At 69.9% G+C, this 22,507-nt stretch carries 18 protein-coding genes; 7 read left to right on the top strand and 11 right to left on the bottom strand.

Annotated elements, in window-relative coordinates:
* Window position 1: 1 nt before the first annotated feature.
* The 3 genes from JN22_RS24670 to JN22_RS24660 are packed head-to-tail and all read right to left on the bottom strand — an operon-like array spanning window position 2 to window position 2,194.
* On the bottom strand, window positions 2-700 hold the full coding sequence (locus JN22_RS24670; protein ID WP_211099684.1) for a class II aldolase/adducin family protein: 699 nt from the start codon (window positions 698-700) through the stop codon (window positions 2-4).
* Window positions 697-1,320: a molybdenum cofactor guanylyltransferase MobA gene (gene mobA, locus JN22_RS24665; RefSeq protein WP_085556407.1), complete on the bottom strand. Its 624-nt coding sequence runs from the start codon at window positions 1,318-1,320 to the stop codon at window positions 697-699. The genes JN22_RS24670 and mobA overlap by 4 nt, the downstream gene beginning before the upstream one ends.
* A complete protein-coding gene (locus JN22_RS24660; protein WP_085556406.1) occupies window positions 1,313-2,194 on the bottom strand; it encodes a formate dehydrogenase accessory sulfurtransferase FdhD in 882 nt (293 codons plus the stop codon). Before JN22_RS24660 ends, mobA begins: the two co-directional genes overlap by 8 nt.
* A gap of 70 nt (window positions 2,195-2,264) precedes the next feature.
* On the opposite strand from JN22_RS24660, the gene JN22_RS24655 reads away from it, so the two are divergent.
* The gene (locus JN22_RS24655; protein WP_085556405.1) at window positions 2,265-2,960 is read left to right on the top strand and encodes an ABC transporter permease; all 696 of its coding nucleotides are present in this window, start codon (window positions 2,265-2,267) and stop codon (window positions 2,958-2,960) included.
* 93 nt (window positions 2,961-3,053) lie between these two features.
* Window positions 3,054-3,902: an extracellular solute-binding protein gene (locus tag JN22_RS24650; RefSeq protein WP_085556404.1), complete on the top strand. Its 849-nt coding sequence runs from the start codon at window positions 3,054-3,056 to the stop codon at window positions 3,900-3,902.
* A gap of 42 nt (window positions 3,903-3,944) precedes the next feature.
* Here the strand turns inward: JN22_RS24650 and JN22_RS24645 are convergent, their stop codons facing one another.
* Window positions 3,945-5,510, bottom strand: a complete 1,566-nt coding sequence (locus JN22_RS24645) for a hypothetical protein (RefSeq protein ID WP_143268401.1) — start codon at window positions 5,508-5,510, stop codon at window positions 3,945-3,947.
* Window positions 5,511-5,872: 362 nt separating this feature from the next.
* Between JN22_RS24645 and JN22_RS24640 the strand changes: the two genes are divergently transcribed.
* The gene (locus JN22_RS24640) at window positions 5,873-7,900 is read left to right on the top strand and encodes a 4Fe-4S dicluster domain-containing protein (RefSeq protein WP_085556402.1); all 2,028 of its coding nucleotides are present in this window, start codon (window positions 5,873-5,875) and stop codon (window positions 7,898-7,900) included.
* A 136-nt stretch (window positions 7,901-8,036) separates the two neighbouring features.
* Window positions 8,037-9,080, top strand: a complete 1,044-nt coding sequence (gene moaA / locus JN22_RS24635; protein WP_085556401.1) for a GTP 3',8-cyclase MoaA — start codon at window positions 8,037-8,039, stop codon at window positions 9,078-9,080.
* Window positions 9,081-9,246: 166 nt separating this feature from the next.
* Here the strand turns inward: moaA and JN22_RS24630 are convergent, their stop codons facing one another.
* From JN22_RS24630 to JN22_RS24610, 5 genes are all read right to left on the bottom strand, one after another.
* Window positions 9,247-9,933 (bottom strand): orotate phosphoribosyltransferase, encoded by a 687-nt coding sequence (locus tag JN22_RS24630; RefSeq protein ID WP_085556400.1) that lies wholly within the window; start codon window positions 9,931-9,933, stop codon window positions 9,247-9,249.
* Between the two features lie 100 nt (window positions 9,934-10,033).
* Window positions 10,034-11,710 carry a methyl-accepting chemotaxis protein gene (locus JN22_RS24625; RefSeq protein WP_085556399.1) on the bottom strand — a complete coding sequence of 559 codons (1,677 nt, stop codon included), beginning with the start codon at window positions 11,708-11,710 and terminating at the stop codon, window positions 10,034-10,036.
* 181 nt (window positions 11,711-11,891) lie between these two features.
* Window positions 11,892-12,968 (bottom strand): ABC transporter ATP-binding protein, encoded by a 1,077-nt coding sequence (locus JN22_RS24620; protein ID WP_085556398.1) that lies wholly within the window; start codon window positions 12,966-12,968, stop codon window positions 11,892-11,894.
* Window positions 12,961-14,628 carry an ABC transporter permease gene (locus JN22_RS24615; RefSeq protein ID WP_085556397.1) on the bottom strand — a complete coding sequence of 556 codons (1,668 nt, stop codon included), beginning with the start codon at window positions 14,626-14,628 and terminating at the stop codon, window positions 12,961-12,963. The genes JN22_RS24620 and JN22_RS24615 overlap by 8 nt, the downstream gene beginning before the upstream one ends.
* A gap of 181 nt (window positions 14,629-14,809) precedes the next feature.
* On the bottom strand, window positions 14,810-15,913 hold the full coding sequence (locus JN22_RS24610) for an ABC transporter substrate-binding protein (protein ID WP_085556396.1): 1,104 nt from the start codon (window positions 15,911-15,913) through the stop codon (window positions 14,810-14,812).
* 178 nt (window positions 15,914-16,091) lie between these two features.
* Here JN22_RS24610 and JN22_RS24605 point away from each other — a divergent pair, with 178 nt between their 5' ends.
* Both JN22_RS24605 and JN22_RS24600 read left to right on the top strand, forming a co-directional pair.
* Window positions 16,092-16,757, top strand: a complete 666-nt coding sequence (locus tag JN22_RS24605) for a response regulator (protein ID WP_085556395.1) — start codon at window positions 16,092-16,094, stop codon at window positions 16,755-16,757.
* A gap of 10 nt (window positions 16,758-16,767) precedes the next feature.
* Complete coding sequence (locus JN22_RS24600; RefSeq protein WP_085556394.1) at window positions 16,768-18,243, top strand: sensor histidine kinase; 1,476 nt, start codon at window positions 16,768-16,770, stop codon at window positions 18,241-18,243.
* A 126-nt stretch (window positions 18,244-18,369) separates the two neighbouring features.
* On the opposite strand, the gene JN22_RS24595 is transcribed toward JN22_RS24600, so the two are convergent.
* Both JN22_RS24595 and JN22_RS24590 read right to left on the bottom strand, forming a co-directional pair.
* Window positions 18,370-18,849: a bacteriohemerythrin gene (locus JN22_RS24595; RefSeq protein WP_085556393.1), complete on the bottom strand. Its 480-nt coding sequence runs from the start codon at window positions 18,847-18,849 to the stop codon at window positions 18,370-18,372.
* Window positions 18,850-18,959: 110 nt separating this feature from the next.
* Window positions 18,960-20,666 carry a methyl-accepting chemotaxis protein gene (locus tag JN22_RS24590; protein ID WP_085556392.1) on the bottom strand — a complete coding sequence of 569 codons (1,707 nt, stop codon included), beginning with the start codon at window positions 20,664-20,666 and terminating at the stop codon, window positions 18,960-18,962.
* A gap of 199 nt (window positions 20,667-20,865) precedes the next feature.
* On the opposite strand from JN22_RS24590, the gene JN22_RS24585 reads away from it, so the two are divergent.
* Entirely contained in the window at window positions 20,866-22,437 is a 1,572-nt protein-coding gene (locus JN22_RS24585) for a S10 family peptidase (protein ID WP_085556391.1), read from the top strand.
* The last annotated feature ends 70 nt before the right edge of the window (window positions 22,438-22,507 follow it).

The raw sequence follows: 22,507 nt of genomic DNA, 5'->3' as shown, positions 1-22,507 counted from the left end.
CTCAGCGCGGGCGCGCCGTGTCCTCCGGCGCGTCGCCGTCGTCGAGCGGCTGGCCGTACTTCATCCGCCGCATCTTCTCCGCCACCCGCGCGATCTCGTCGGGCGGGAGGATCGTCGGCTCGCCGAGTTGCTGGGCGTGGAGATACTGGCGGGCCAGGGTCTCGACCTCGACCGCCAGCGCCAGCGCCGCCTTGACCGTCCTGCCCAGCACGATCATGCCGTGGTTGGCGAGCAGGCAGGCGAGCCGGCCGTCCAGAGCTTCCAGCGCGTGGTCGGACAGGTCCTGGGTGCCGAAGGTCGCGTAGGGCGCGCAGCGGATCGAATCGCCGCCGGCCAGCGCCACCATGTAATGGAAACTCGGGATGCCGCGCCCATGCACCGCCAGCGCGGTGGCGAAGGTCGGGTGCGCGTGCAGCACCACCTCGATGTCGGGGCGGGCGCGCAGGATATCGCGGTGGATGCGCCATTCCGAGGACGGGCGGCGATCCCCGAGATAGGTGCCGTCGAATCCCATCGCGACGATGTCGGCCGGAGTCGTCTCGTCGTAAGGGAGGCTGGTCGGGGTGACGAGGAAGCCGCCCTCGATCCGCATCGACAGGTTGCCGGAGGCACCCTGGTTGATGCCGAGCCGGTTCATGGCGAGGCAGGCGTTGATGATGGCCCGGCGTTCGGCGAGGTGCGGCGGGTCGGTCATGGTCATCGCACGGCCCCCGACGCCAGCAGTCGCTCGGCCGTCGCCAGATCCTCGGGGCGGTTGGCGTTGAAGAAGGGATCCACCGGCTCGACCGGAAACTCGGCGACCGCCAGCCGATGGCGCGCGGTCCAGGCATCGACCTTGCGCATGTCCTCCTCCAGCATCGCCCGGCGCAGGTCGCCGGCCAGCCGGACCGGCCACAGCCCGAAGACCGGATGGTCCCAGCCGCCCGAGCGTGCGCAGGCGAGATCGGCGCCCTCGCGCTCGACGGCGGCGGCCAGCCGGGCGACCAGATCGCCGGGAATGAAGGGCGCGTCGGTGGCGAAGCTGGCGACCCAGCGGACGGCGGGCGCATGGTCCCGCACCCACTCCAGCCCGGTCAGCACGCCGGCCAGCGGCCCGGCATACCCCTCCACCACGTCGGCCGCCACCGGCAGGCCGAAGACGGCGAAGCGGGCCGGATCGCCGTTGGCGTTCAGCACCAGCGGCCCCACCTGCGGGCGCGCGGTGTCGACGATGCGCTCCAGGATCGTCCGCCCGCCGAGAAGGCGAAGGTTCTTGTCGCCGCCGCCCATGCGGCGCGACAGCCCGCCGGCCAGCAGCACGCCGGCGACCGGCTCATTCATCGTCGCCGCTCCCCTTGCGGGCGTGGCGCCGGTCCTCGTCGGCGGCGCCGGCGGGGTCGGCGTCGAAGACCAACCGGCCGGTGCCGGCCAGCGCCAGGAAGCGCTTGCCCTTGGCCCGCCCGACCAGCGTCAGGTCGGCCTGCCGCGCCAACTGCACGCCCCAGGCGGTGAAGCCCGAGCGCGACACCAGAATCGGAATTCCCATCTGCACCGTCTTGATGACCATCTCCGACGTCAGGCGCCCGGTGGTGTAGAAGATCTTGTCGTCGGCCGGGACTCCGTTCAGATGCATGTATCCGGCGATCTTGTCCACCGCGTTGTGACGGCCGACATCCTCCATGTAGACCAGCGGCCGGTCCTCCTGGCACAGCACGCAGCCATGAATCGCCCCGGCCTCCAGATAGAGGCTGGGCGTCAGGTTGATCGCCTTCGACAGCGCGTAGATCCAGGAGGTGCGCAGCCGCGCCGTGTCGGACAGCCGGATCGTCCCGAATCCCTCCATCACGTCGCCGAAGGCGGTTCCCTGGGCACAGCCGGAGGTCAGCGTCTTCTTCCGCAGCTTGGCCTCGTAATCGGTGGCCCGCCCGGTGCGGACAACCACCGTGTCGGTTTCCTCGTCCACGTCGATGCCGGTGATGCGGTCGTCGCGGCGCAGCATGTTCTGGTTCAGCAGATAACCGACCGCCAGACAATCCGGGTAGTCGCCGATCGTCATCATGGTGACGATCTCCTGCCCGTTCAGATAGAGGGTCAGCGGGCGCTCGACGGTGACCGAGGTCTCGACCGCGTGCCCGTCCTGGTCGAGCCCGGAGACGCGCTCGGTCAGCTTGGGGTTTGCCGGGTCCGGCTGTATGGTGAGGGTGCGCAGGCTCATGGACCCGAGTGTGGGAATCCGCCGCCACCGCGACAAGTGCGCCAGTCGGCGGAACCACCAACGGAACCGGATGCACGACTTCACCCAGGCCCTGGCCATGGCCCTCCAGATGATCGTCACCCTCGACGCCGATCTGGCACGCGTCGTCGGGCTGTCGCTGCGGGTCAGCCTGACCGCCGTGCTGGCCGCCACCCTGATCGGTCTGCCGCTCGGCACCGCCGTCGCGGCGCTGCGCTTTCCGGGGCGGCGGGGGCTTTCGGTGGCGCTCAACACCCTGATGGGGCTGCCGCCGGTGGTGGTCGGGCTGGTGGTCTTCCTGCTGCTGTCGCGCTCCGGCCCGTTCGGCGTGCTGGGGCTGCTGTTCACGCCGGCCGCGATGATCGTCGCGCAGACGGTGCTGATCCTGCCGATCGTCGCCTCGCTGGCCCGCCAGACGGTCGAGGATCTGCTGGTCGAGTATGACGACCTGCTGCGCGTCACCGGCGCCGGCCCCTTTCACACGCTGACCACCCTGCTGTCGGAGGCGCGCTGGAGCCTCGTCACCGCCATCCTCGCCGGCTTCGGCCGCGCCTCGGCCGAGGTCGGGGCGGTGATGATCGTCGGCGGCAACATCGAGCACGCGACCCGGGTGATGACCACCGCCATCGCGCTGGAAACCAGCAAGGGCGATTTGCCGATGGCGCTCGGGCTGGGGGTGGTGCTGATGACGCTGTCGCTGGCGGTGAATCTCGCGGCGTCGCTGCTGCGCGAGGCGGCGCGCCGGTAGAATCAGCCCTTTGGCCGCCTTGGCAGGCTGGGCACGCTCCGCCCATAGTGCGTCACGCCGACGATGCGGCAACGCGTTTGGAGGGAACAGAGCATGCTACGCCGGTCTTTCGCGATAGGGTGCGCCGCCGCCGCGGCGCTGTTCGGCCTGCTGCCGGGCACGGTGACGCAGGCCGGCGCCGCCGACCGCTTCATCACCGTTGCCTCCACCACCTCGACCGAGGATTCGGGGCTGTTCAAGGAGCTGCTGCCGAAATTCACCGCGAAGACCGGCATCGAGGTGCGGGTGGTCGCGAAGGGGACCGGGCAGGCGATCGACCTCGCCAAGCGCGGCGACGCCGACGTGCTGTTCGTCCACCACAAGCCGTCGGAGGAGAAATTCGTCGCCGAGGGCTTCGCGACCGAGCGCAAGCCGGTGATGTACAACGACTTCATCGTCGTTGGCCCGGCGAAGGATCCGGCCGGGGTCAAGGGCTCGAAGGACGTGACGGACGCGCTGGCGAGAATCGCCGCGTCCAGGGCCCCCTTCGTCTCGCGCGGCGACGACAGCGGCACCCACAAGGCCGAACGCGCGCTATGGGCGGCGGCGAAGCTCGACCCGGCCAAGACCGACGGCGGCTGGTACAAATCGATCGGCCAGGGCATGGGACCGACCCTGAACACCGCCGCCGCCATGGAGGGCTACGCGCTGGCCGACCGCGGCACCTGGCTGAACTTCAGGAACCGTGGCGACTTGGCGGTCCTGGTCGAGGGCGACAAGCGCCTGTTCAACCAGTATGGCGTCATGCTGGTGAACCCGGCCAAATTCGCCCATGTGAAGGCCGCAGACGGCCAAGCCTTCGTCGATTGGCTGGTGTCGGCGGAAGGCCAGAAGGCCATCGCCGATTACACCATCGGCGGCCAGCCCCTGTTCTTCCCCAACGCCAACGAGCCGGGGGCCTGACCCCCGGCCCCGAAGCCTCGGCCCCGAGCCTTGCCCCGCCCGTCAGACTTTGAAGTTGACTGGCGGGTCCAGGAAATCGGTGATCTTGGGCATGCCGTCGCGGAACAGCGGCATCGCCTTCAGATCCTTCACATAGCCGCTGCTGCCCAGCATGGATTCGAAGCTCTTTCCCTGCTGGGCGCCGGTTTCCATGGCCTTCTTGATCATGCGGGCGATGGGGTTCGCGCTGTCCGCGACGGTCGACGGCTTGCCCTGGGCGCGCGTCAGATTCTCGTGGGCGAGCTGGTTCCCCGCCCGCTGCACCGCCCAATTGACCGAAGCCTTCTCCTCGTCGCTGACGCTGTCGAGGAAGGCGACGGCCGCCCTGAAGCCGGCGGCCTTGTCGGTGCCCTTGGGGTCGCCCTTCTTCATGGCCTCGGCCTGCTGTTCGGCCATCAAATTCTGGGCGGCCTCCTGCTCGGCTTTCGAGAACAAGCGGCCGCTGTTGCTGGCCACCGCGAACAGGGAGCGGCGGTCGAGCCCGGCGAACACCGTCCTGATGGACTCCTCGTCGCCCTTCGCGACGCCGTTCGCCTTTCCCTTCTCGGACAGGGTGCGGTAGCCGGCGTCCAGCGAATCGCGCGCCTCCCTGGACACTTGGCCCATGCTCGGCAGCCCCTTGGACGCGGACGCCTGCGCGGCGGTCTTGGCTGCCTGATCGAGCATCGCCAAGGCGTCCGCGCCAACCGCCGCCGAGCCGGCAGCCACCGTGGGTTTCGAATCGGGGGACGCCGGGTCGTAGCGCGGATTCTCCACGTAGGTGCCCTGCTCAAGCCCGGCGATGTCGACGTTCGCCGCGTACTTCTTCAGGCCATTGACCCAATGGTCGGCGACGAGGCCCCGATCCACCATCTTTTGCAGGGCTTTCTTGCCCCGTTCGTCGTCCAGCGCCAGAAAGCCGTCCTCGCTGTCGCCGAAACCCAACGCCTCGTAGGCTTCCTCCCCCTTCTCCCGCAGCCGGCCCTGGATACTGGCCATCGTCTCACGGGGCTTCTCACCGACGGCGGCGGCGTAGTCCTTGTTGGCGCTCTCGATCTCGGCGCGCAGAGCGCCCATCTCCTCCTCGTGGGCGGCCTGCTCCTCAGCCGACGGGGGCCTTCCCTCCCGACCTCTCAGGAATTGGACGCCCACCGCCATCAGCTTGTCGTTCGTCGCCCGAACCCGCCCTTCCTTGACCCTTCCCGCGTCCAGGATGAGCTTGCTCCGCGCCTCCAGTTCCTCGTCCTCCGCGTCCTTCGGCCGCTCCTTCAGAAAGCGTTCGCGAACGGAGGCCGTCGCCAAGGCGCGCAGACCCAGGGAGATCTCCTCCACCGTGGCCCCGCCATTCTTGACCATGCCCTCGAGATGCGCCCGCCCCTTGCTGCCAAGGGAAGCGAACACATCGGCGGCGACCCCCTTCAGCGATTTCCCAAGGCTGCCGACCTCCACCTTGTCCTCGATCGCGCCGGACGCCTTCGCAGCCCCCGCCGAAGACCGCAATCCGTCCGCCGATGCCGCGGCGGGCGACCTCCGCAGCACGGAGTTGGCGGCGCTCGTCACACCGAACAATGAGGAAGCCGCGATCGCCATGATTTCGATCCCCTTTTGCACAACAAGCGCCGATGACGAAGCCCACCACGCGAACGGACGGGTCCGGACAACACTTCAGTATCGAAGCAAAAATTTCCTCTTTCCGACATAAAATGACTCCAGCCCGGTTAATCATCCCTTAAAAATTGCAATTCCAAATCAAAACCTCTGTCCCGGAAATTTGTTCTCACCGGAGCAATGCCCGGAAATTGCAGACTTCCAACCGAGCGCCTGGACCGCGGACATCGCATGAGAGCCGGTCAAAGGTGGTCATCATTAAGATTTCCTTCCCATGCCGCCGCGCAGGCCCATATGACTCCCCATGGGGGTTCGTCTCGGGGCTGGGCGGGAGTGGTCAGGGCATGAAGATCGGCAACCGCAAGGTGCTCGTCTGCGATTGCGCCCACAGCATGCGGCTTGACGGAGCCGCGCTCGGCAAGGCGTGCGGCGACGGCGGGGCCGTCACGGTCCACACCCAGCTCTGCCGGGGGCAGCTCGACCGTTTCGAGGCGGCGGCGGCCAACGGCGAGCCGCTGCTGGTCGCCTGCACCCAGGAGGCCCCGCTGTTCGGCGAGGTCGCCGCCGGGACCGCTCCCGACACGCCGGTCGGCTTCACCAACATCCGCGAGCGCGCCGGCTGGTCCGACGAGGGCGCCGACGCCCTGCCGAAGATCGCCGCCCTGCTGGCCGAGGCGGCGCTGCCGATCCCGCCGGCCGGCGCGCTGTCGCTCAATTCCCAGGGGGTGTGCCTCGTCTACGGCACCGACGAACGCGCCATCGAGGCCGGGCGCGAACTGGCGGGCCACCTCGACGTCACCGTTCTGCTGGCCGCTCCCAAGGAGGTCGAGCCGCCGCGCGTGATGGACATCGCCCTGTTCCGGGGGCGCATCCGCAGCGCGCGCGGCTGGGTCGGCGCCTTCGAAATCGTGGTGGACGACTACGCGCCCGCCCTGCCCTCATCGCGGGGCGCGCTCGCCTTCGAGCCGGTGCGGCAAGGCGCCTCGGCGCGCTGCGACCTGATCCTCGACCTCACCGGCGGAACGCCGCTCTTCCCGGCCCACGGCAAGCGCGACGGCTACCTGCGCCCCGACCCGAACAGCCCGGCCCAGGTGGCCAAGGCCCTGCGCGACATCGCCGATCTGGTCGGCGTCTTCGAGAAGCCGCGCTATGTCGATTACAAGGCCGACCTCTGCGCCCATTCCCGCAACCGCAAGACCGGCTGCACCCGCTGTCTCGACGTCTGCCCGACCGGCGCCATCGCCCCCGCCGGCGATACCGTCGCCATAGACCCGCATGTCTGCGCCGGCTGCGGATCCTGCGCGGCGGTCTGCCCGACGGGGGCGGCGACCTACGCCCTGCCGCCGCAGGTCACGGTCCATGAACGGCTGCGGACGCTGCTCTCCACCTACGCCGGGGCCGGCGGTTCGGCGCCGGTGCTGCTGATCCACGACCCGCGCCACGGCGATGCGGTGATCGGCATGATGGCCCGGCACGGGCGCGGCCTGCCGGCGCGTGTGCTGCCCTTCGCGCTGAACGAGGTCACGCAGGCCGGCTTCGACCTGTTCGCGCTGGCGCTCGCCTATGGCTGCACCCACGTCCGTGTGCTGACCGGCCCGGACAACGCGGGTGAGACCGCCGGGCTGGCAAGCCAGATCGGGCTGGCCGAGACGGCGCTGAGCGGGCTTGGCTACGGAACCGGCCGGGTGTCGACGATCGACGCCCCCGATCCCGACGCCGTCGCCACGGAGCTGTGGAACCTGCCCCCCGCCGCCCCGCACCGCGCCGGCATGTTCCTGCCGATGGGATCGAAACGCACCGTCACCATGCTGGCCCTGCGCCACCTGCACGCCGTGGCCCCCGCCCCGGTGGAGGTGCTGCCGCTGCCGCCGGGCGCTCCGTTCGGCCGGGTGGCGGTGGACGCCGCCGGCTGCACCCTCTGCCTGTCCTGCGTCGGCGCCTGCCCGACCGGGGCGCTGCTCGACAACGCGGACGCGCCGCGGCTGTCCTTCGCCCAGGACGCCTGCGTCCAATGCGGGCTGTGCAAGGCGACCTGCCCGGAGGCGGTCATCACCCTGGTGCCCGAGATGGATTTCCGCGACGGGGCGCGGGGCGCCGTCGTGATGAAGGAGGAGGAACCCTTCCACTGCGTGTCCTGCGGCAAGCCCTTCGCCGCCAAATCCTCGATCGACCGGATCGCCGCGGCCCTGGCCGGCAAGCACTGGATGTTCGCGACGCCGGAGGCCGCCAACCGCATCCGCATGTGCGGGGATTGCCGCGTGCGGGACCAGGCCGCCCGTGGCGACGCGCCCTTCGCGCTCGGCCGGCCGCCGGCGCCGCGCACCACCGACGACGATCTGCGCGACCGCGAGGCGGGGCGCAAAGCCAGGTGAGAGGCTTTCCACTTGACGGAAATCAAAGCCTCCCTCCCCTCCCCCGTGAGACAGATCGCCCCCACATCTGTATGATGCCGGGAGCCAATGGCCGCGACACCGGCCGGCAGCAGCAGCAAGGACGTGGAACCATCCGATGAGCAGCGCCACCCCCCTGCCCGATCCGGCCATCTCCCGCCCGGCGCCCCTGGTCGATCCGTTCGGCCGGGCGGTGAAGTATCTGCGCGTGTCGGTGACCGACCGCTGCGACCTGCGCTGCGTCTACTGCATGGCCGAGGACATGAGCTTCCTGCCGAAGGCGGAGGTGCTGACGCTGGAGGAGCTCGACCGGCTGTGCAGCGCCTTCGTGAAGCTCGGCACCCGCAAGCTGCGGCTGACCGGCGGCGAGCCGCTGGTGCGGCGCGACGTGATGCGGCTGATCCACGCGCTGGGCCGCCACGTCAAGGCCGGCGACCTCGACGAGCTGACGCTGACCACCAACGGCACCATGCTGTTCAAGCACGCCGCCGGGCTCTACGAGGCCGGTGTGCGGCGGATCAACGTCTCGCTCGACACGCTCGACCCCCACAAGTTCCAGGCGATCACCCGCTGGGGCAAGCTCGACAAGATCATGGGCGGCATTCAGGCGGCAAAGGACGCCGGGCTGAGGATCAAGATCAACTGCGTGGCCCTGAAGGGCGTGAACGACGACGAGATCCACCGCATGGTGGCGTGGTGCGGCGAGCAGGGCTTCGACCTCACCTTCATCGAGGTGATGCCGATGGGCGAGATCGGCGAGACCGCCCGTCTCGACCAGTACTGGCCGCTGACCGCGCTGAAGGCCGAGTTGCAGACGCGTTGGACCCTCGACGAGACCGACTACAACACCGGCGGGCCGGCCCGCTACGTCCGGGTCGCCGAAACCGGCCAGCGGGTCGGCTTCATCACCCCGCTGACCCACAATTTCTGCGAAAGCTGCAACCGGGTGCGGCTGACCTGCACCGGCACCCTCTACATGTGCCTGGGCCAGGAGGATGCCGCCGACCTGCGCACGCCGATGCGCCTGAGCGACGAGGACGGTCCGCTGATCGACGCGGTGCGCGAGGCGATCACCCGCAAGCCCAAGGGCCACGACTTCATCATCGACCGCGGCCATCACGGCCCGGCGGTGCCCCGGCACATGAGCGTCACGGGCGGCTGAACGGGGTTCGGCCGACTTGCACCCGGCTCACTCGTTCCCGGCTCACCGCCCGGTTGCCGACGCCTCTCCGAATCGCCTTGGCCGGGCTTGACCCGGCCAAGGCGGACGGAGGAGCAGCCTCAGGGAACCAGTTCGCCGGATCGGTTGGTCCCGATCAGTCAGGCTCTCAGCTCATGCTCGTCTTGCCGCCGTGGGCGGCCGACCAGCCCACCGGGTCGTTCAGGAACTTCTCGACCTCGGACAGGGTGCTCTCGTCGAAATAGCGGTTCTCGCGGGCGACCTTCAGCACATCCCACCAGGTGCACAGCGCGTGCAGGCGGACGCCGATGGCGTCCATGTTCACCTGCGACTGCGGGAAGATGCCGTAGTGGAAGATCACGAAGGTGTCGGTCACCTGGGCGCCGCCGTTGCGCAGGGCGGTGACGAAGTTCTCCTTGCTCTTGCCGTCGGTCGCCAGGTCCTCGACCAGCAGGACGCGCTGGCCCTCGGTCAGCACGCCCTCGATCTGGGCGTTGCGGCCGAAGCCCTTGGGCTTCTTGCGGACATACTGCATCGGCAGCTCGAGCCGGTCGGCGATCCAGGCCGAGAAGGGGATGCCGGCGGTCTCGCCGCCCGCCACCGCGTCGATCGACTCGTAGCCAATCTCGCGCTCGATCGTCCGCACCGCGAAGTCCATCAGCGCCTTGCGGGCGCGCGGGAAGGAGACGATGCGGCGGCAGTCGGTGTAGACCGGGCTGGCCCAGCCCGAGGTGAAGATGAAGGGAGTCTCGGCGTTGAAATGCAGCGCCTTGATCTCCAGCAGGATCTTGGCGGCGGCGGCGGCGATGGTCGCCTGATCGGACAGGGTGGACATCGGGGGCTCCAGACAGCAGGACGTTGGGCAATGGGGAAATTGGCGCCCTGTGTAACGGCCGCCGGCCCGATTCGCAATCGCGCTGGCGCCCATCCCCCGCTCAGCCGGTCTTGACGGCGCGCGTGTAGGACACGACCTCGCCGCGCAGGGCCTGCATCTGGTCGTGGAGCTGCGCGGCCGCCGCCGCGAGGTCGCCGGCCGCGCGGTCCGCCGCGACCACCGTGTCGTGAACGCTGCCCAGATGGCCGCTCACCACCGTCACCGACGCGGCGCCGTCGGTCATCGCGTGGATGATGCCGTGGGTGGCGTCGGCCTGCCGGGTGACGGCGTCGGCGATGGTGGCGCCGCTGCCGCGCACCGCCTCCACGGTGCCGGCGACGCTGCTCATCGCCTGGACGGTGCGCTGCACGATGCCCTGGATGTCGGCGATCTGGCTCTGGATATCCTCGGTCGCCTTGGTCGTCTGGCTGGCGAGGCTCTTGACCTCGCTCGCCACCACGGCGAAGCCCTTCCCGGCCTCGCCGGCGCGGGCCGCCTCGATGGTGGCGTTCAAGGCAAGAAGATTGGTCTGGCCGGCGATGGAGTTGATCAGCCCGACCACGTCGCCGATCCGCTGCGAGGCCAGCGACAGCTCCTGGATGCGCTGAGTCGCCTCGCCGGCGCGGCTCACCGCCTCCGCCGTCATCCGCGTGGTCTCGCCGGTGTGCTGCCCGATCTCGCCGATCGAGCGTCCCAGCCCGTCGGCGGCGTCGGCGGCCTCGCGCACCGTCGTGGCGGCGCGTTCGGCGTGGGTCCGCAGGTCGCCGATCTCGCCGGTGGCGCGGGCGGCGTCGCGCGCCATCGTCTCGGCGGTCGCCTGCAACTGGCTGCCGGTGGCGCCGAGCGTCTCCAGGATGCCGTCGATCCGCCCGGTGAAACGGTCGGTGGCTTGGGCCAGCGCCGCCAGCTTCGACCGCTCCTCCTCCTGGCGGACATGCGACTCGGCGGCCGACCGGTCGAGTTCCGCCGCCTGCCGTTGCAGCAGAAGGACCGCGTCGACGACGCGGCCGATGCTGTCGTTCACGGCATAGCTCAGGGACAGGTCGCGGCGGCCCCGGCCGATCTCCTCGATCGCCTGCGCGGCGGCGTCGAGCGGCCGGACGATCGAGCGGCCGACCATGGCGGTCAGCGCCAGCGCGCCGCACAAAGCCATGAAGGTGATGGTGCCGACCAGCCAGAGCGCCCGCCCGACCAGCAGGCCGGACCACGCGTTGCGGTCCCGGTTCTCGGCGAGGATCAGGGCCGAAACCGCCTCGTTGCGCTCTTCCAGCTCGGAGAAGGAGGCGGCGAAACGGGGCAGTTCGGTGGTCGCCCTGGCGGTGTCGGTCTGGGCAAGCTCGACCATGCGCTCCGCCGCGCGGATGTAATCCTCGAGCGCGCCCCCCACACCCGAGATCGCGCCACGGATCGTCGGCGGCAGGTCCAGCCGGCTGTTGGCCTGGAGCGCGTCGCGGAAGCTCCGCGTGTGCTCGCTCAAGTCCTGGCGCAGCTCGGCCTTCTTCTCGGCCGGCGCGGCGGGACCGGCCAGCAGCGCCGCCAGCACGTCGGCCCGCAGGGCGTCGTGCATCATGTCGCCCTGCTGGTGGTTGGACAGCGCCTCGCCGATGGTGACGACCTCGCCGCCCGCCCGCTCGGTCAGGATGAGCGAGCCGGTGGCGATGCCGCCGACGGTGACGAGGGCCAGGGCGAAGGAGGCGGGCAGGATCGCCAGCCGGTGCCGGAGTGTGAGCGCGACCATGATCCCGATGCTCCCTTCGCCAATGTTGGACCGGCCGGCCGCCGGGCCGGCCTATCACACCATCCCGGCCCGATCCCACCAAGCGGATTCAACCCTGGACATCGGGCTGCCCCCCAAAGAACACGGCCCTTTCCCGGAGAAAAGGGCCGTGATGTCGCGGGAAGGGAACAGGGGGGCCGGCTCAGAACACCCAGAGCTGTTCCGGCGGCAGATGCAGCCAGTGCGGACCCGGCGCCAGCGGGCGGCCGAAGGCGCGCAGCGTCTGGGCCCCGCAGCGGAAGACATGCTCCCAGTGGCTGCCGAGATAGAGGGAGGTCTCCAGCTCGGCGCGGATGCGGTTTTCACCCTCGCCGCCGCTCCCGCCTTCGGTCCCGTTGCCGACCACCTCGACCTGCTCCAGCCGGATGACGCCGGTCGCGTCCTCCGACACGGCCTTGCCGCCGCGGTCCTTGCCCCACAGCGGGAAGCCCGACAGCTCGATCTGCACATAGCCGCCGCGCTTGTCCTGGACTCGGCTCTTCACGAGGTTGTTGGTCCCCATGAACTCCGAGGCGAAGAGGCTGACAGGCTCGGTGTAGAGCTGCTCGGGCGTGCCGGCCTGGACGATCCGCCCGCCGTCGAGCAGCACGACGCGGTCGGCGATGGCCATCGCCTCGATCTGGTCGTGGGTGACGAAGACCGCGGTCAGGTTCATCCGCTTGATCAGGTCGCGGATCCAGATCCGCGCCTCCTCGCGCAGCTTGGCGTCGAGGTTGGACAGCGGCTCGTCGAGCAGGATGACCGGCGGGTTGTAGACCAGGGCGCGGGCGAGCGCCACGCGCTGCTGCTGGCCGCCCGACATCTGGTGCGGGTAGCGGTCGCCGAGATGCCCCAGCCCGACGCCGTCCAGCACCGCGCCGACGCGCTGCTGGATCTCGGCCTTGGGCGCGTTGCGCAGGCGCAGGCCGTAGGCGACGTTCTCGAACACCGTCTTGTGCGGCCACAGCGCGTAGGACTGGAAGACCAGCCCGAGACCGCGCTTCTCCGACGGCACGTTCAGCCCGGCCGCCCCGTCGAAGACGGGGGCGTTGCCGATGGTGATGACGCCCTTGGACGGCTCCTCCAGCCCGGCGATCGAGCGCAGCAGCGTCGTCTTGCCGCTGCCCGAGCGGCCGAGCAGGGCGACGATCTCACCCTGGGCGAAGGTCGCTGTGATGCCCTTCAGGATGTGGTTGCTGCCGTAGGACAGGTGCAGGTCGTCGATGGTGAGCTTAGCCATGGGAGCGTTTCCCGAAGAGCGACATCAGCAGCAGGCCGCAGCCGATCATCGCGATGTTGACGGTGGAGAGGGCGGTCACGAGGTCCACGGCGCCCGACCCCCACAGCGACACCAGCAGCGAGCCGATGACCTCGGTGCCGGGGCTGAGCAGATAGACGCCGGTGGAATACTCGCGCATGAAGGTGACGAATATGAGAAGCCAGCTCGAAATCAAGCCGACTTTGATCAGCGGCACCGTCAGGTCGCGGCTGACCCGCGCCGGCGACGCGCCGACGATCCGCCCGGCCTCCTCCAGCTCCGGCCCGATCTGCAACAGGGCGCCGCTGACCAGCCGCATCCCGTAGGCCAGCCACACCAGCGTGTAGGCGACCCAGATGGCGATCATCGTCTGGCGCATCGGCGACAGGAAGGGCGTGAACAGGAACACCCAGAAGATCGCCAGACCGGCCACCAGACCCGGCATGGCGCGCGGCAGCAGCACCAGATAATCCATCAGCCGCGTCCAGCCCGAGTTCCAGCGGTGCGCCGCCAGGTTCAGCAGGGTGTAGACGCCGACCGACAGCGCGCCGCCCACCGAGGCGATCAGCAGCGTGTTGACGATGCCGCGCACGAGGTTGGGGAACTGCATCAGCTCGTGGAAGTGTGACAGCGTCAGGGAGTCCATCAGGTTGACGCCCTCGCCCCAGCTCGACACGAAGGCGCGGAGCACGAGGCCGCTGATCGGCACCACCACGGTGAACAGCAGCCAGCCGACGATGACCAGCGCCGCCGGCCAGCGCCAGAAGCCGATGCCGACCCGCTTCTGCGCCGCCGCCTTGCCCTTGACCGAGACGTAGCGGTTGGCGGCCCGAAGCAGGTAGCGCTGCAAGGCGACCAGCGGCAGGGCGATGCAGATGATCGCCACGACCACCACGGCCATGAGCTGGTAGGACGGCGTGCCCAGCTTGTTGGTCAGCTTGTAGAGGTAGGTCGCCAGCACCAGGATGCCTTCCGGGTCGCCCAGCACCAGCGGCAGGCCGAACAGCTCGAACCCCAGGAAGAAGACCAGCACGGCGGCGTAGAGGATGTTCGGCATGACCATCGGCAGGCTGACAGTCAGCGCGACCCGCAGCGGCCCGGCCCCGGTCATGCGCGCCGCCTCCTCCACGTCCGACCCCAGGCTGCGCAGCGCCGAGGAGGTGTAGAGAAAGACGTGCGGGACGTGGGTCAGCCCGGCGATGACGATCAGCATGGCCTTCGAATAGAGGTTCCAGGGCTCGAACCCCAGCCAGCCCTTGACCCACAGCGTGACGAAGCCCGCCGGTCCCAGGCTGACGACGAAGCCGAAGGCCAGCACGACCGAGGACACGAACATCGGCACCAGCACCACCGGCTCGATCCAGCGCTGGCCGGGCAGGTCGGTGCGGGTCATCAGGAAGGCCAGCATGGCGCCGACCGGCACCGCGATGGCGGTCATGCCGAAGGCGATGATCGCGGAGTTCCACAGGGCGTCGAAGAAATCCTCGTCGTCCAGCACGAACTCGTAGGCCGACAGGGTGAAGGCGGTCTTGGGTTGGAAGAAGGGTCCGTCGAGGAAGCTCTGGTAGACGACCAGCCCGATCGGAGCCAGCACGGCGATCGCCATGGCGACGATGACCGCGATGCGGGTTGCGCGGTTCATGGGGGATTGTTCCTTGGTGTCGGCACCTGGATGCCCTCTCCCGCCCCGGGAGAGGGAGAGGACCCGCCGAAGGCGGGGAGGGTGAGGGGCTATCGGGGCATGGATTGCGTCGCACGCCCGATAGCCCCTCACCCGGCCCTGCGGGCCACCCTCTCCCGGGGCGGGAGAGGGAGAGATTCGCTCACTTGCCCTGCAGGGCCTTCTGCCAATCCTTCAGGAACTTCAGGCGCTTGACCTGGTCAAGGTAGGTCAGCAGCTCCGGCCCGACATGGATCGGGCGCAGCATGTCGGCCGGCATGTCGGCGGTCGGGTTGATGTGGGCGAGGTCGGTGCGGATCGAGCCCATGTAGCGCGCCACCATCGCCTCCTGGCCCGGCTTGGACAGCAGGTAGTCGAGGAACAGCTTGGCCGCGTTCGGGTGCTTGGCGCCCTTCGGGATGAAGGCGATACGCGACATAATGATCGTGTAGTCGGTCGGCAGCACGACGCCGATCGAGGCCGGGTCCTTCTTCTGCCGCTCCAGCACGTAGGAGCCGATCATGTTGTAGCCGATGGTGTGCTCGCCCGACGTCAGCCGCTCGATCATGGCGCCCGACGAGGTGTAGAGCTTCACGCCGGTCTGCCCCATCGCCTTGACCAGATCCCAGGTGTTCTTGTTCGCCTGGGCGTCCTGCGTGATGTAGAGGAAGCCGACGCCGCTGCGCTCGGGATCGTAGGAGGTGACCTTGCCCTTGTAGACGTCGGGCTTGCTCGCCAGCAGCTTGGCGAGGTCGGCGTGGGTCTTCGGAACCTCGGCTTCCGGCACGGCGCGCTTGTTGTAGGCGAAGACGATCGGCTCGGCGGTGGTGCCGTAGGCCTCGTTCTTCCAGTTCGCCCAGTCGGGCAGATTCTTCGCCTCCGGCGAGGCGTAGGGTTGGGCGTAGCCGTCGTTGACCAGCTTGATCTGGAGATCCATCGCCGAGGACCACATCACGTCGGCGGTGCCGGTGTTGGCGGCGGCCTCGCTGATGAAGCGGTTGTACATCTCGGTGGAGTTCTGGTCGGCGTATTCCAGCTTGATCTTGGGATACAGCGCCTCGAAGCCCTTCAGCAGCTCCGACACGGCGGCGGCGTCGGTCGCCGAATAGATGCTCAGCGACCCCTCCTGGTTCGCCGCCTCGATGATCTTGGCGTAGGACGGGTCGTAGCCGGCAGGGACGGCCTGCGCGCTGGCGGGCGCGCTGGCCAGGAGCGGGGCCGCGACAGTCAACGCGGTGGCGACGAAAAGCGCGAGGTTCCTGCGCATGTTTCCTCTCCTTCTTGGATTTCGTTGGAAATTTCGTTGCCCGTTGCGGAACGGGGTTGGTTGGACTTACAAGCGACTGTAGGCGTCCAACCTGTCGCCAATCTGTCGCCGACGAAAATTGTTCGGATCACGGATGACCGGGCGTTCGAGGAATGCGGAGCATGGGAAGACCGGCGTCATGAGAATCCTGATCGTCGAGGACGACGCGGCGCTGGCGCGCGGTCTGGCCGGCTCCCTGAAGCTGGCCGGCTACGCGGTGGACCATGAATCCTCCGGCGAGGAGGCGGTGCGCTCGGAGCAGCTCGAACCCTACGGGCTGGTGGTGCTCGACCTCGGGCTGCCCGACCTGTCGGGATTCGAGGTGCTGAGCCGCATCCGCCGCCGGGGCTCGACCGTGCCGGTGATGATCCTGACGGCGCGCGAGGCGGTGGCCGACCGGGTGAAGGGGCTCGATCTCGGGGCCGACGACTATCTGCTGAAGCCCTTCGAACCGGCCGAGTTCGAGGCCCGCGTCCGTGCCCTGATGCGGCGCGGACAGGGGCTCCCCGCCCCGGAGCTGGTGTGCGGGGGCCTGCGCTACGACCGCTCGACCGCGCGGGTGACGCTGAACGGGCGGTCGCTCGACCTGCGCAAGCGCGAACTGGCGGTGCTGGAGGGGCTGATCACGCGGGCCGGCAAGGTGGTGCCGAAGGACCGGCTTTCCGGCGAGGTCTTCGGCTACGACGAACCGGTGGCGCCCAACGCCATCGAGCTGTACGTCGCCCGCCTGCGCAAGAAGCTGGAGCCGGACGGGCCGGCGATCCGCACCATCCGGGGGCTCGGCTATCTGATGGAAAACACCTGATGGTCTATCCGTGACCCGGAGGCGCGACGGCGTTCCCTCGCTGCGCCGCCGGCTGCTGACCCGGCTGCTGGTGCCGCTGGGAGCGCTGGCGGTCGGGCTGGGGGTGGGCGGGGCGGCGCTGATCCACGGCTTCGTGCAGTCCACCCACGACCGCGTGCTGGCCGGATCGGTGCTTGCTATCGCCGAGCGGCTGGCGGTGAGCGACGACGACGGCGAGGTGACGGTCGATCTGCCGGCCGTTGCCTTCGGCATGCTGGAGAGCCAGGCCCGCGACAACATCTACTACAACGTCGCCCACCATGGCGGGGTCATCACCGGCTACCTCGACCTGCCGGCGCCGGACCCCGACCGGCTGCCGCTGAACGCCATGCTGTTCCGCGACGACACCTATCACGGCCATCCCGTGCGGGTCGCCGCACAGGTCCGCCGCGTCTATGGCGAGGCCCGCCCGGTCCTGGTGCAGGTGGCGGAGACCACCACCGGGCGCCGCGCCGCCGTGGTCGACATGCTGCTGTGGCTGACCCTGCTGGAGGTGGCGCTGGTCGGCGGCAGCGGCGTGCTGGTCTGGGGCGCGGTCGGGCGCGGCCTCGCCCCGCTTGTGCGGCTGCGCCGGGTGATCGATGCCCGCTCGGCGCGCGGGTCGATGGCGCTGGTGCCGCTGCCGCTCGCCGTCGTCCCGCGCGAGGCGCTGCCGCTGGTGGTCGCCATCAACGGGTTGCTGGAGCGGCTGGACCAGTCGATCACGACGATGCGGCGCTTCACCGCCGACGCCTCGCACCAGCTCCGCACGCCGCTGGCGGTGCTGCGCACCCATCTGGCGCTGCTGCGCCGCCACGGCACCGGCACGGCGGAGGGCCGCGCCGCGCTCGACGACGTGGAGGGGGCGGTCCGTCGGCTGGAACGGCTGCTGACCCAGCTGCTGGCGTTGGCCCGCGCCGACGAGGACAGCCCGGCGCCGGCATCCGGCGAGGTGGCCGACCTGCTCCAGGTGGCCATGGAAACCACCGCCGAGCAGGTTCCCGCCGCCCTGGCGCTGGGGGTGGAGGTCCATTTCGAGAGCCCGCCCGACGGCGGGGCGTCGCTGCGGGTCGCTGGCAATCCGGTGCTGGTGGGCGAGCTGCTGGGCAACCTGCTGGACAACGCGATTCGCTACAACCGGCCGGGCGGCACGGTGACGGTGCGCGTGGCCGGCGCGCCGGAGGCGCCGCGCCTGGAGGTGGAAGACGACGGTCCCGGCATTCCGGAGGCCGAGCGTGGCCGGGTGTTCGAGCGCTTCTACCGCCTGCCGCAGGCCGGCGAGGCGGCCCGGACCGGCAGTGGCCTGGGGTTGGCCATCGTGCGCGCCCTGGCCGACCGGCTGGGGGCGGAGGTCGGCCTGCACGACCGCCCCGACGGGCCGGGATTGCTGGTGGCGGTGTCGTTCCGGAGCGTGGTGCCCTCTCCCGCCGTTGCCCCCCTCCCCCTTCCGGGGAAAGGGCCGGGGTGAGGAGGATGCATGGTGGATCGCCATGGGCCGGCCATGGGATCCGTGAACCGGCTTCCGGGGGTCGGACACACGCCGCGCGGCGCCTTCCCCCACCCCAACCGTCTCCCCGGAGGGAGAGGGGGAGCGTCACACCGGGATGTCGCCGAACACCCGGCCTTCGATGTCCGCCGGGGCGCAGGGCGGTTCACCCTTGTGCCAGCGGGCGAACTGGCGGTCGGCGGTGTTGATGTGCAGCATCAGCCATTGCGGCAGGAAGTCGGCGAGGCTCTCGCGCAGCGCGTCGTCGCCCCCGGCTCCGCCGTCCGCGCTGGCGAAGGCGTGCACACGGTCCCAGGCCAGATCATGCTGGGCGACATGGTCGTCGAGGAAGGGATAGTCGGCCTCGCCCATCACCCGCTGCTCGTCGGCGAAATGGCTTTCCGTGTAGGCGACGGCCGCGGCCAGCGTCCGCCGCACCTCCTCCGCCGTGCCGCCGTCGCGCACGGCCCGTTCGAAGGCCTGGACCAGGGCGATCCATTCGCGGTGCTGGGCGTCGATCTCCTCGATTCCCAGGACCAGATCGTCGCTCCAGACCAGGGCTCCGTAATCGACGCTGTCGCTGCTCATGATCGGGGAGGCATCCGCAGGGTGGGAGACAATTCCCGCACCTGTAGAAGCCTCCCCTCTCCGCATCAAGCGCACCAATTGCTACGAATTGACGCGGCTTCCGGCACCTCTTACGCCCCGCCGCGCACGCCGGACAGGAAGCGGTCGACCTGGGCGCGCAGCAGGTCCGCCTGCTTCGACAGCTCGCCCGAGGAGGTCAGCAGCCGGGTGGCGCCGCTGCCCGTCTCCGACGCGGCGTGCAGCACGCCGTTGATCGAGGACGACACCTCGTTGGTGCCGGCGGCGGCCTGCTGGACGTTGCGGGCGATCTCCATCGTCGCGGCGTTCTGGCCGTCCACCGCGGTGGCGATGGTGCCGACGATGTCGTTCACCTCGCCGATGGTGGCGGCGATGCTCTGGATCGCCTGCACCGCGTCGGCGGTCGCCGCCTGGATCTCGGCGATCTGCTGGGAGATGTCGCCGGTCGCCTTCGCCGTCTGGTTGGCGAGGCTCTTGACCTCGCTCGCCACCACGGCGAAGCCCTTGCCGGCCTCCCCTGCCCGCGCCGCCTCGATCGTCGCGTTCAGCGCCAGCAGGTTGGTCTGCCCGGCGATGCTGGAGATCAGGTTCACCACGTCGCCGATCTGGTTGGCCTTGGACGACAGGCCGTCGACGATGCGGTTGGTGCCGTCGGCCTGGTCGGCCGCCTGCTTGGCCTTGCGGGTGCTCTCGCCGATCTGCCGGCCGATCTCGGAGATCGAGGCAGCCAGCTCCTCCGCGGCGGCGGCGACGGTCTGGACGTTGACCGAGGCCTGTTCCGACGCGGCGGCGACGGTGGTCGCCTTGCTCTCCGTCTGCTCGGCCGTGCCGCTCAGCGTGCGGGCGAGCGTCCGCACCTCGTCGGAGGAGGAGGAGACGCTGTCGACCACGCCCTTCACCTGATTCTCGAAGCGGTCGGCCAGCGCGTTCATCTCGGTCCGCTTCGTCGCCTCGGCGGCCTGTTCGGCGTCGGCCTGCCGGCGGCGGAAGGCGTCGGCCTCGACGGCGTTGGCCTTCAGCACCTCGACGGCGCCGGTGATCTCGCCGATCTCGTCATGGGCGTCGGAATGCGGCACCGCCACGGTCAGCTCGCCCTTCGACAGCGCCACGATGGCGTCGGTCAGGCAACGCAGCGGGCGCAGCGCCGCGACGGTCCACAGCCCGAAGCCGGCGGCCAGCACCAGGGCGACGGCGCACAGCGACAGCATCAGCGTCTGGAAACCGCTCGCCATCGCGCGCGCGCGGCTGGCCAGAGTCTGGTTCTTCTGCTCCTGGAGGTCGATGAACCGGTTGATGCGGGCCAGCCACTCGGTGAAGGCCGGGCTGGCGTCCTGGGTCAGCGCGCGCTGGGCGGCGGCCATGTCGCCGGCCTTGCGTGCCCCGATCACCTTGGCGACGAGCGGCAGCGTCCGCGCCTCCGTCTCCTTGATCGCGGCCAGCAGGCTGCGCTCCTCCGGCGTGACGTCGTCGGGCCGCGCGAACATGACATCCAGCGGCTTCGCCGAATCGGCGTAGAAGCTTGCCAGCCGGTCGATGTCGGCCAGGATGGGCGTCAGGGCCGCGTTGTCGGACACCAGCACCACGTCGCGCAGCGCGATGGCGCGATCATGGACGCTGCCACGGAAATTGATGGCGTAGCGCTGCTTGACGCTGTTCACGTCGTTGATGTGGGTGAGGTCGGAATCGATCTTCCGCACCTCGTTCACTCCGGTGATCGTAAGGCTCACCAGAAGCAGCAGGACCGCGCCGAAACCGAGAACCAGACGCGTGCGGATGGAGGCGTGCCGGAGGGAGGCCATGATGTCTTTCCCGGTAAGAAGAAGAGCCTGACCCCATACTATCCGGAAAACTCTACGAAAAGTTTACGACAACTCATGCGTTCCCCGCTCGTGCCCGGCATTCGAAAAGAACGGACGGGGTAGCCTTGCCTTGCGCCGCGCACGCTCCAACGCAATATCCGGGCGACCCGTCCCCGCCTCCAGACCTTGAGAGCTGCTCATGCCGACGCCGCCCCGCCGCCTCCGCTTCCTGCCGCTGGCCCTGCTGCTCCCCCTGCTGCTCGGCCCGGCGCCGGGCTGGGCGCAGGACCGTCCGGACCGTCCGGACCGTTCCGGGAAAGGCGACGAGCCGGCCGGCAAGGCCGCCGAGCCCGCCTTCGACGCCCAGCGCAGCGTGACGCGGCACAGCCTGCCGCTGGCGGCGGGCCCGCTCGCCTACAGCGCGACCGCCGAGTTCCTGCCCCTGCGCGACGGCGCGAAGGAGGAGCTGGCCGCCCGCGTCTTCACCGTCTCCTACAGCGCGGGAGCGGAAGGGGCGCCGCCGGATGCCAACCGTCCGGTGACCTTCGTCTTCAACGGCGGACCGGGGGCCGCGTCCGCCTACATGCATCTCGGCGCCGCCGGGCCGAAGGTGGTCGGGTTCGGACCGGACGGCGCGTTGGCCGGGCCGCCGGCCCCGCTGCTCGACAACCCCGACAGCTGGCTGGCCTTCACCGATCTGGTCTTCATCGATCCGGTCGGCACCGGCTACAGCCGGGCGGTCAAGCCCGGCGACGACGGCGAGAAGCGGTTCTGGTCGGTCGAGGGCGACACCCGCGCGATGGCCGAGGTGGTGCGGCTGTGGCTGACCCGCAACGGCCGCTGGGCCTCGCCGAAGTTCCTGGCCGGCGAGAGCTATGGCGGCTTCCGCATCGCGAAGATGGCCGACGAGCTGATCCGACGCACCGGTATCGCCGTCAACGGGTTGATCCTGGTGTCGCCGGTGGTCGATTTCGCCGCCATCGACGAGGACGGCATCCTGGGGCCGGCGCTGAAGCTGCCGGCGATGGCCGCCACCGCCGCGGCGCTCGGCCGCGCGCCCGGCACGCCGCAGCAGGCGGCCGAGGCGGCGGAGCGTTTCGCCCTCGGCCCCTATCTGACCGGGCTGGCCGGGCTCGATTACGGGCGGCTGGGCGAGGCCGGCGGCTTCTTCGGCGAGGTGGCGAAGCTGGTCGGCCTGCCGGCGGAACAGGTCGCCCGCCAACGCGGGCGGGTGTCGATGGGCAGCTTCACGCGCGAGCTGCTGCGCGACCAGGGCCGCGTTCTCAGCATCTATGACGGGACTTTCACCGCGGCCGACCCCGATCCGGGATCGTCGCGGGTGCCGTTCGACCCCTTCCTCCAGGGAACCATCCCGGCCTACAGCACCGCCTTTGCGGCCTACGCCCAGTCGGAGCTGGCCCTGCGCACGGAAACCCCCTACCGGCTGCTCAGCGACCGGGTCAACCGCGGCTGGGAATGGCCGCGCATGTCGGTTCCGAGCGCCGTCGATTCACTTCAGACGGCGTTGACCCTGCAACCCTCGCTGCGGGTGCTGATCGCCCATGGCCGCACCGACCTGATCACGCCCTACATGGCCTCGCGCTGGATGGCCGCGCGGCTGGAGCTGCCGCCGGGCGAGCGGGACCGCGTGCGGGTGACGGTGCACGAGGGCGGCCACATGATGTACACGCGGGCCTCCGGCCGCGCCTCGCTGGCCGCCGACGCGCGCGCCCTGATCGAGCAATCCCTGCGCGCCGCGCAGCCGCGCTGACCGTCCCGAAACGCGAACGGGCGCCCCCGAAGGGGCGCCCGCCGACGCGGCACGTTCGCCAGAGAGGGGC

This window comes from Azospirillum agricola (genome assembly GCF_020005195.1).
Lineage (GTDB): Bacteria > Pseudomonadota > Alphaproteobacteria > Azospirillales > Azospirillaceae > Azospirillum > Azospirillum agricola.
Note: the sequence above shows the minus strand (reverse complement) of the source record. Positions and strands in the feature narration are given on the sequence as shown.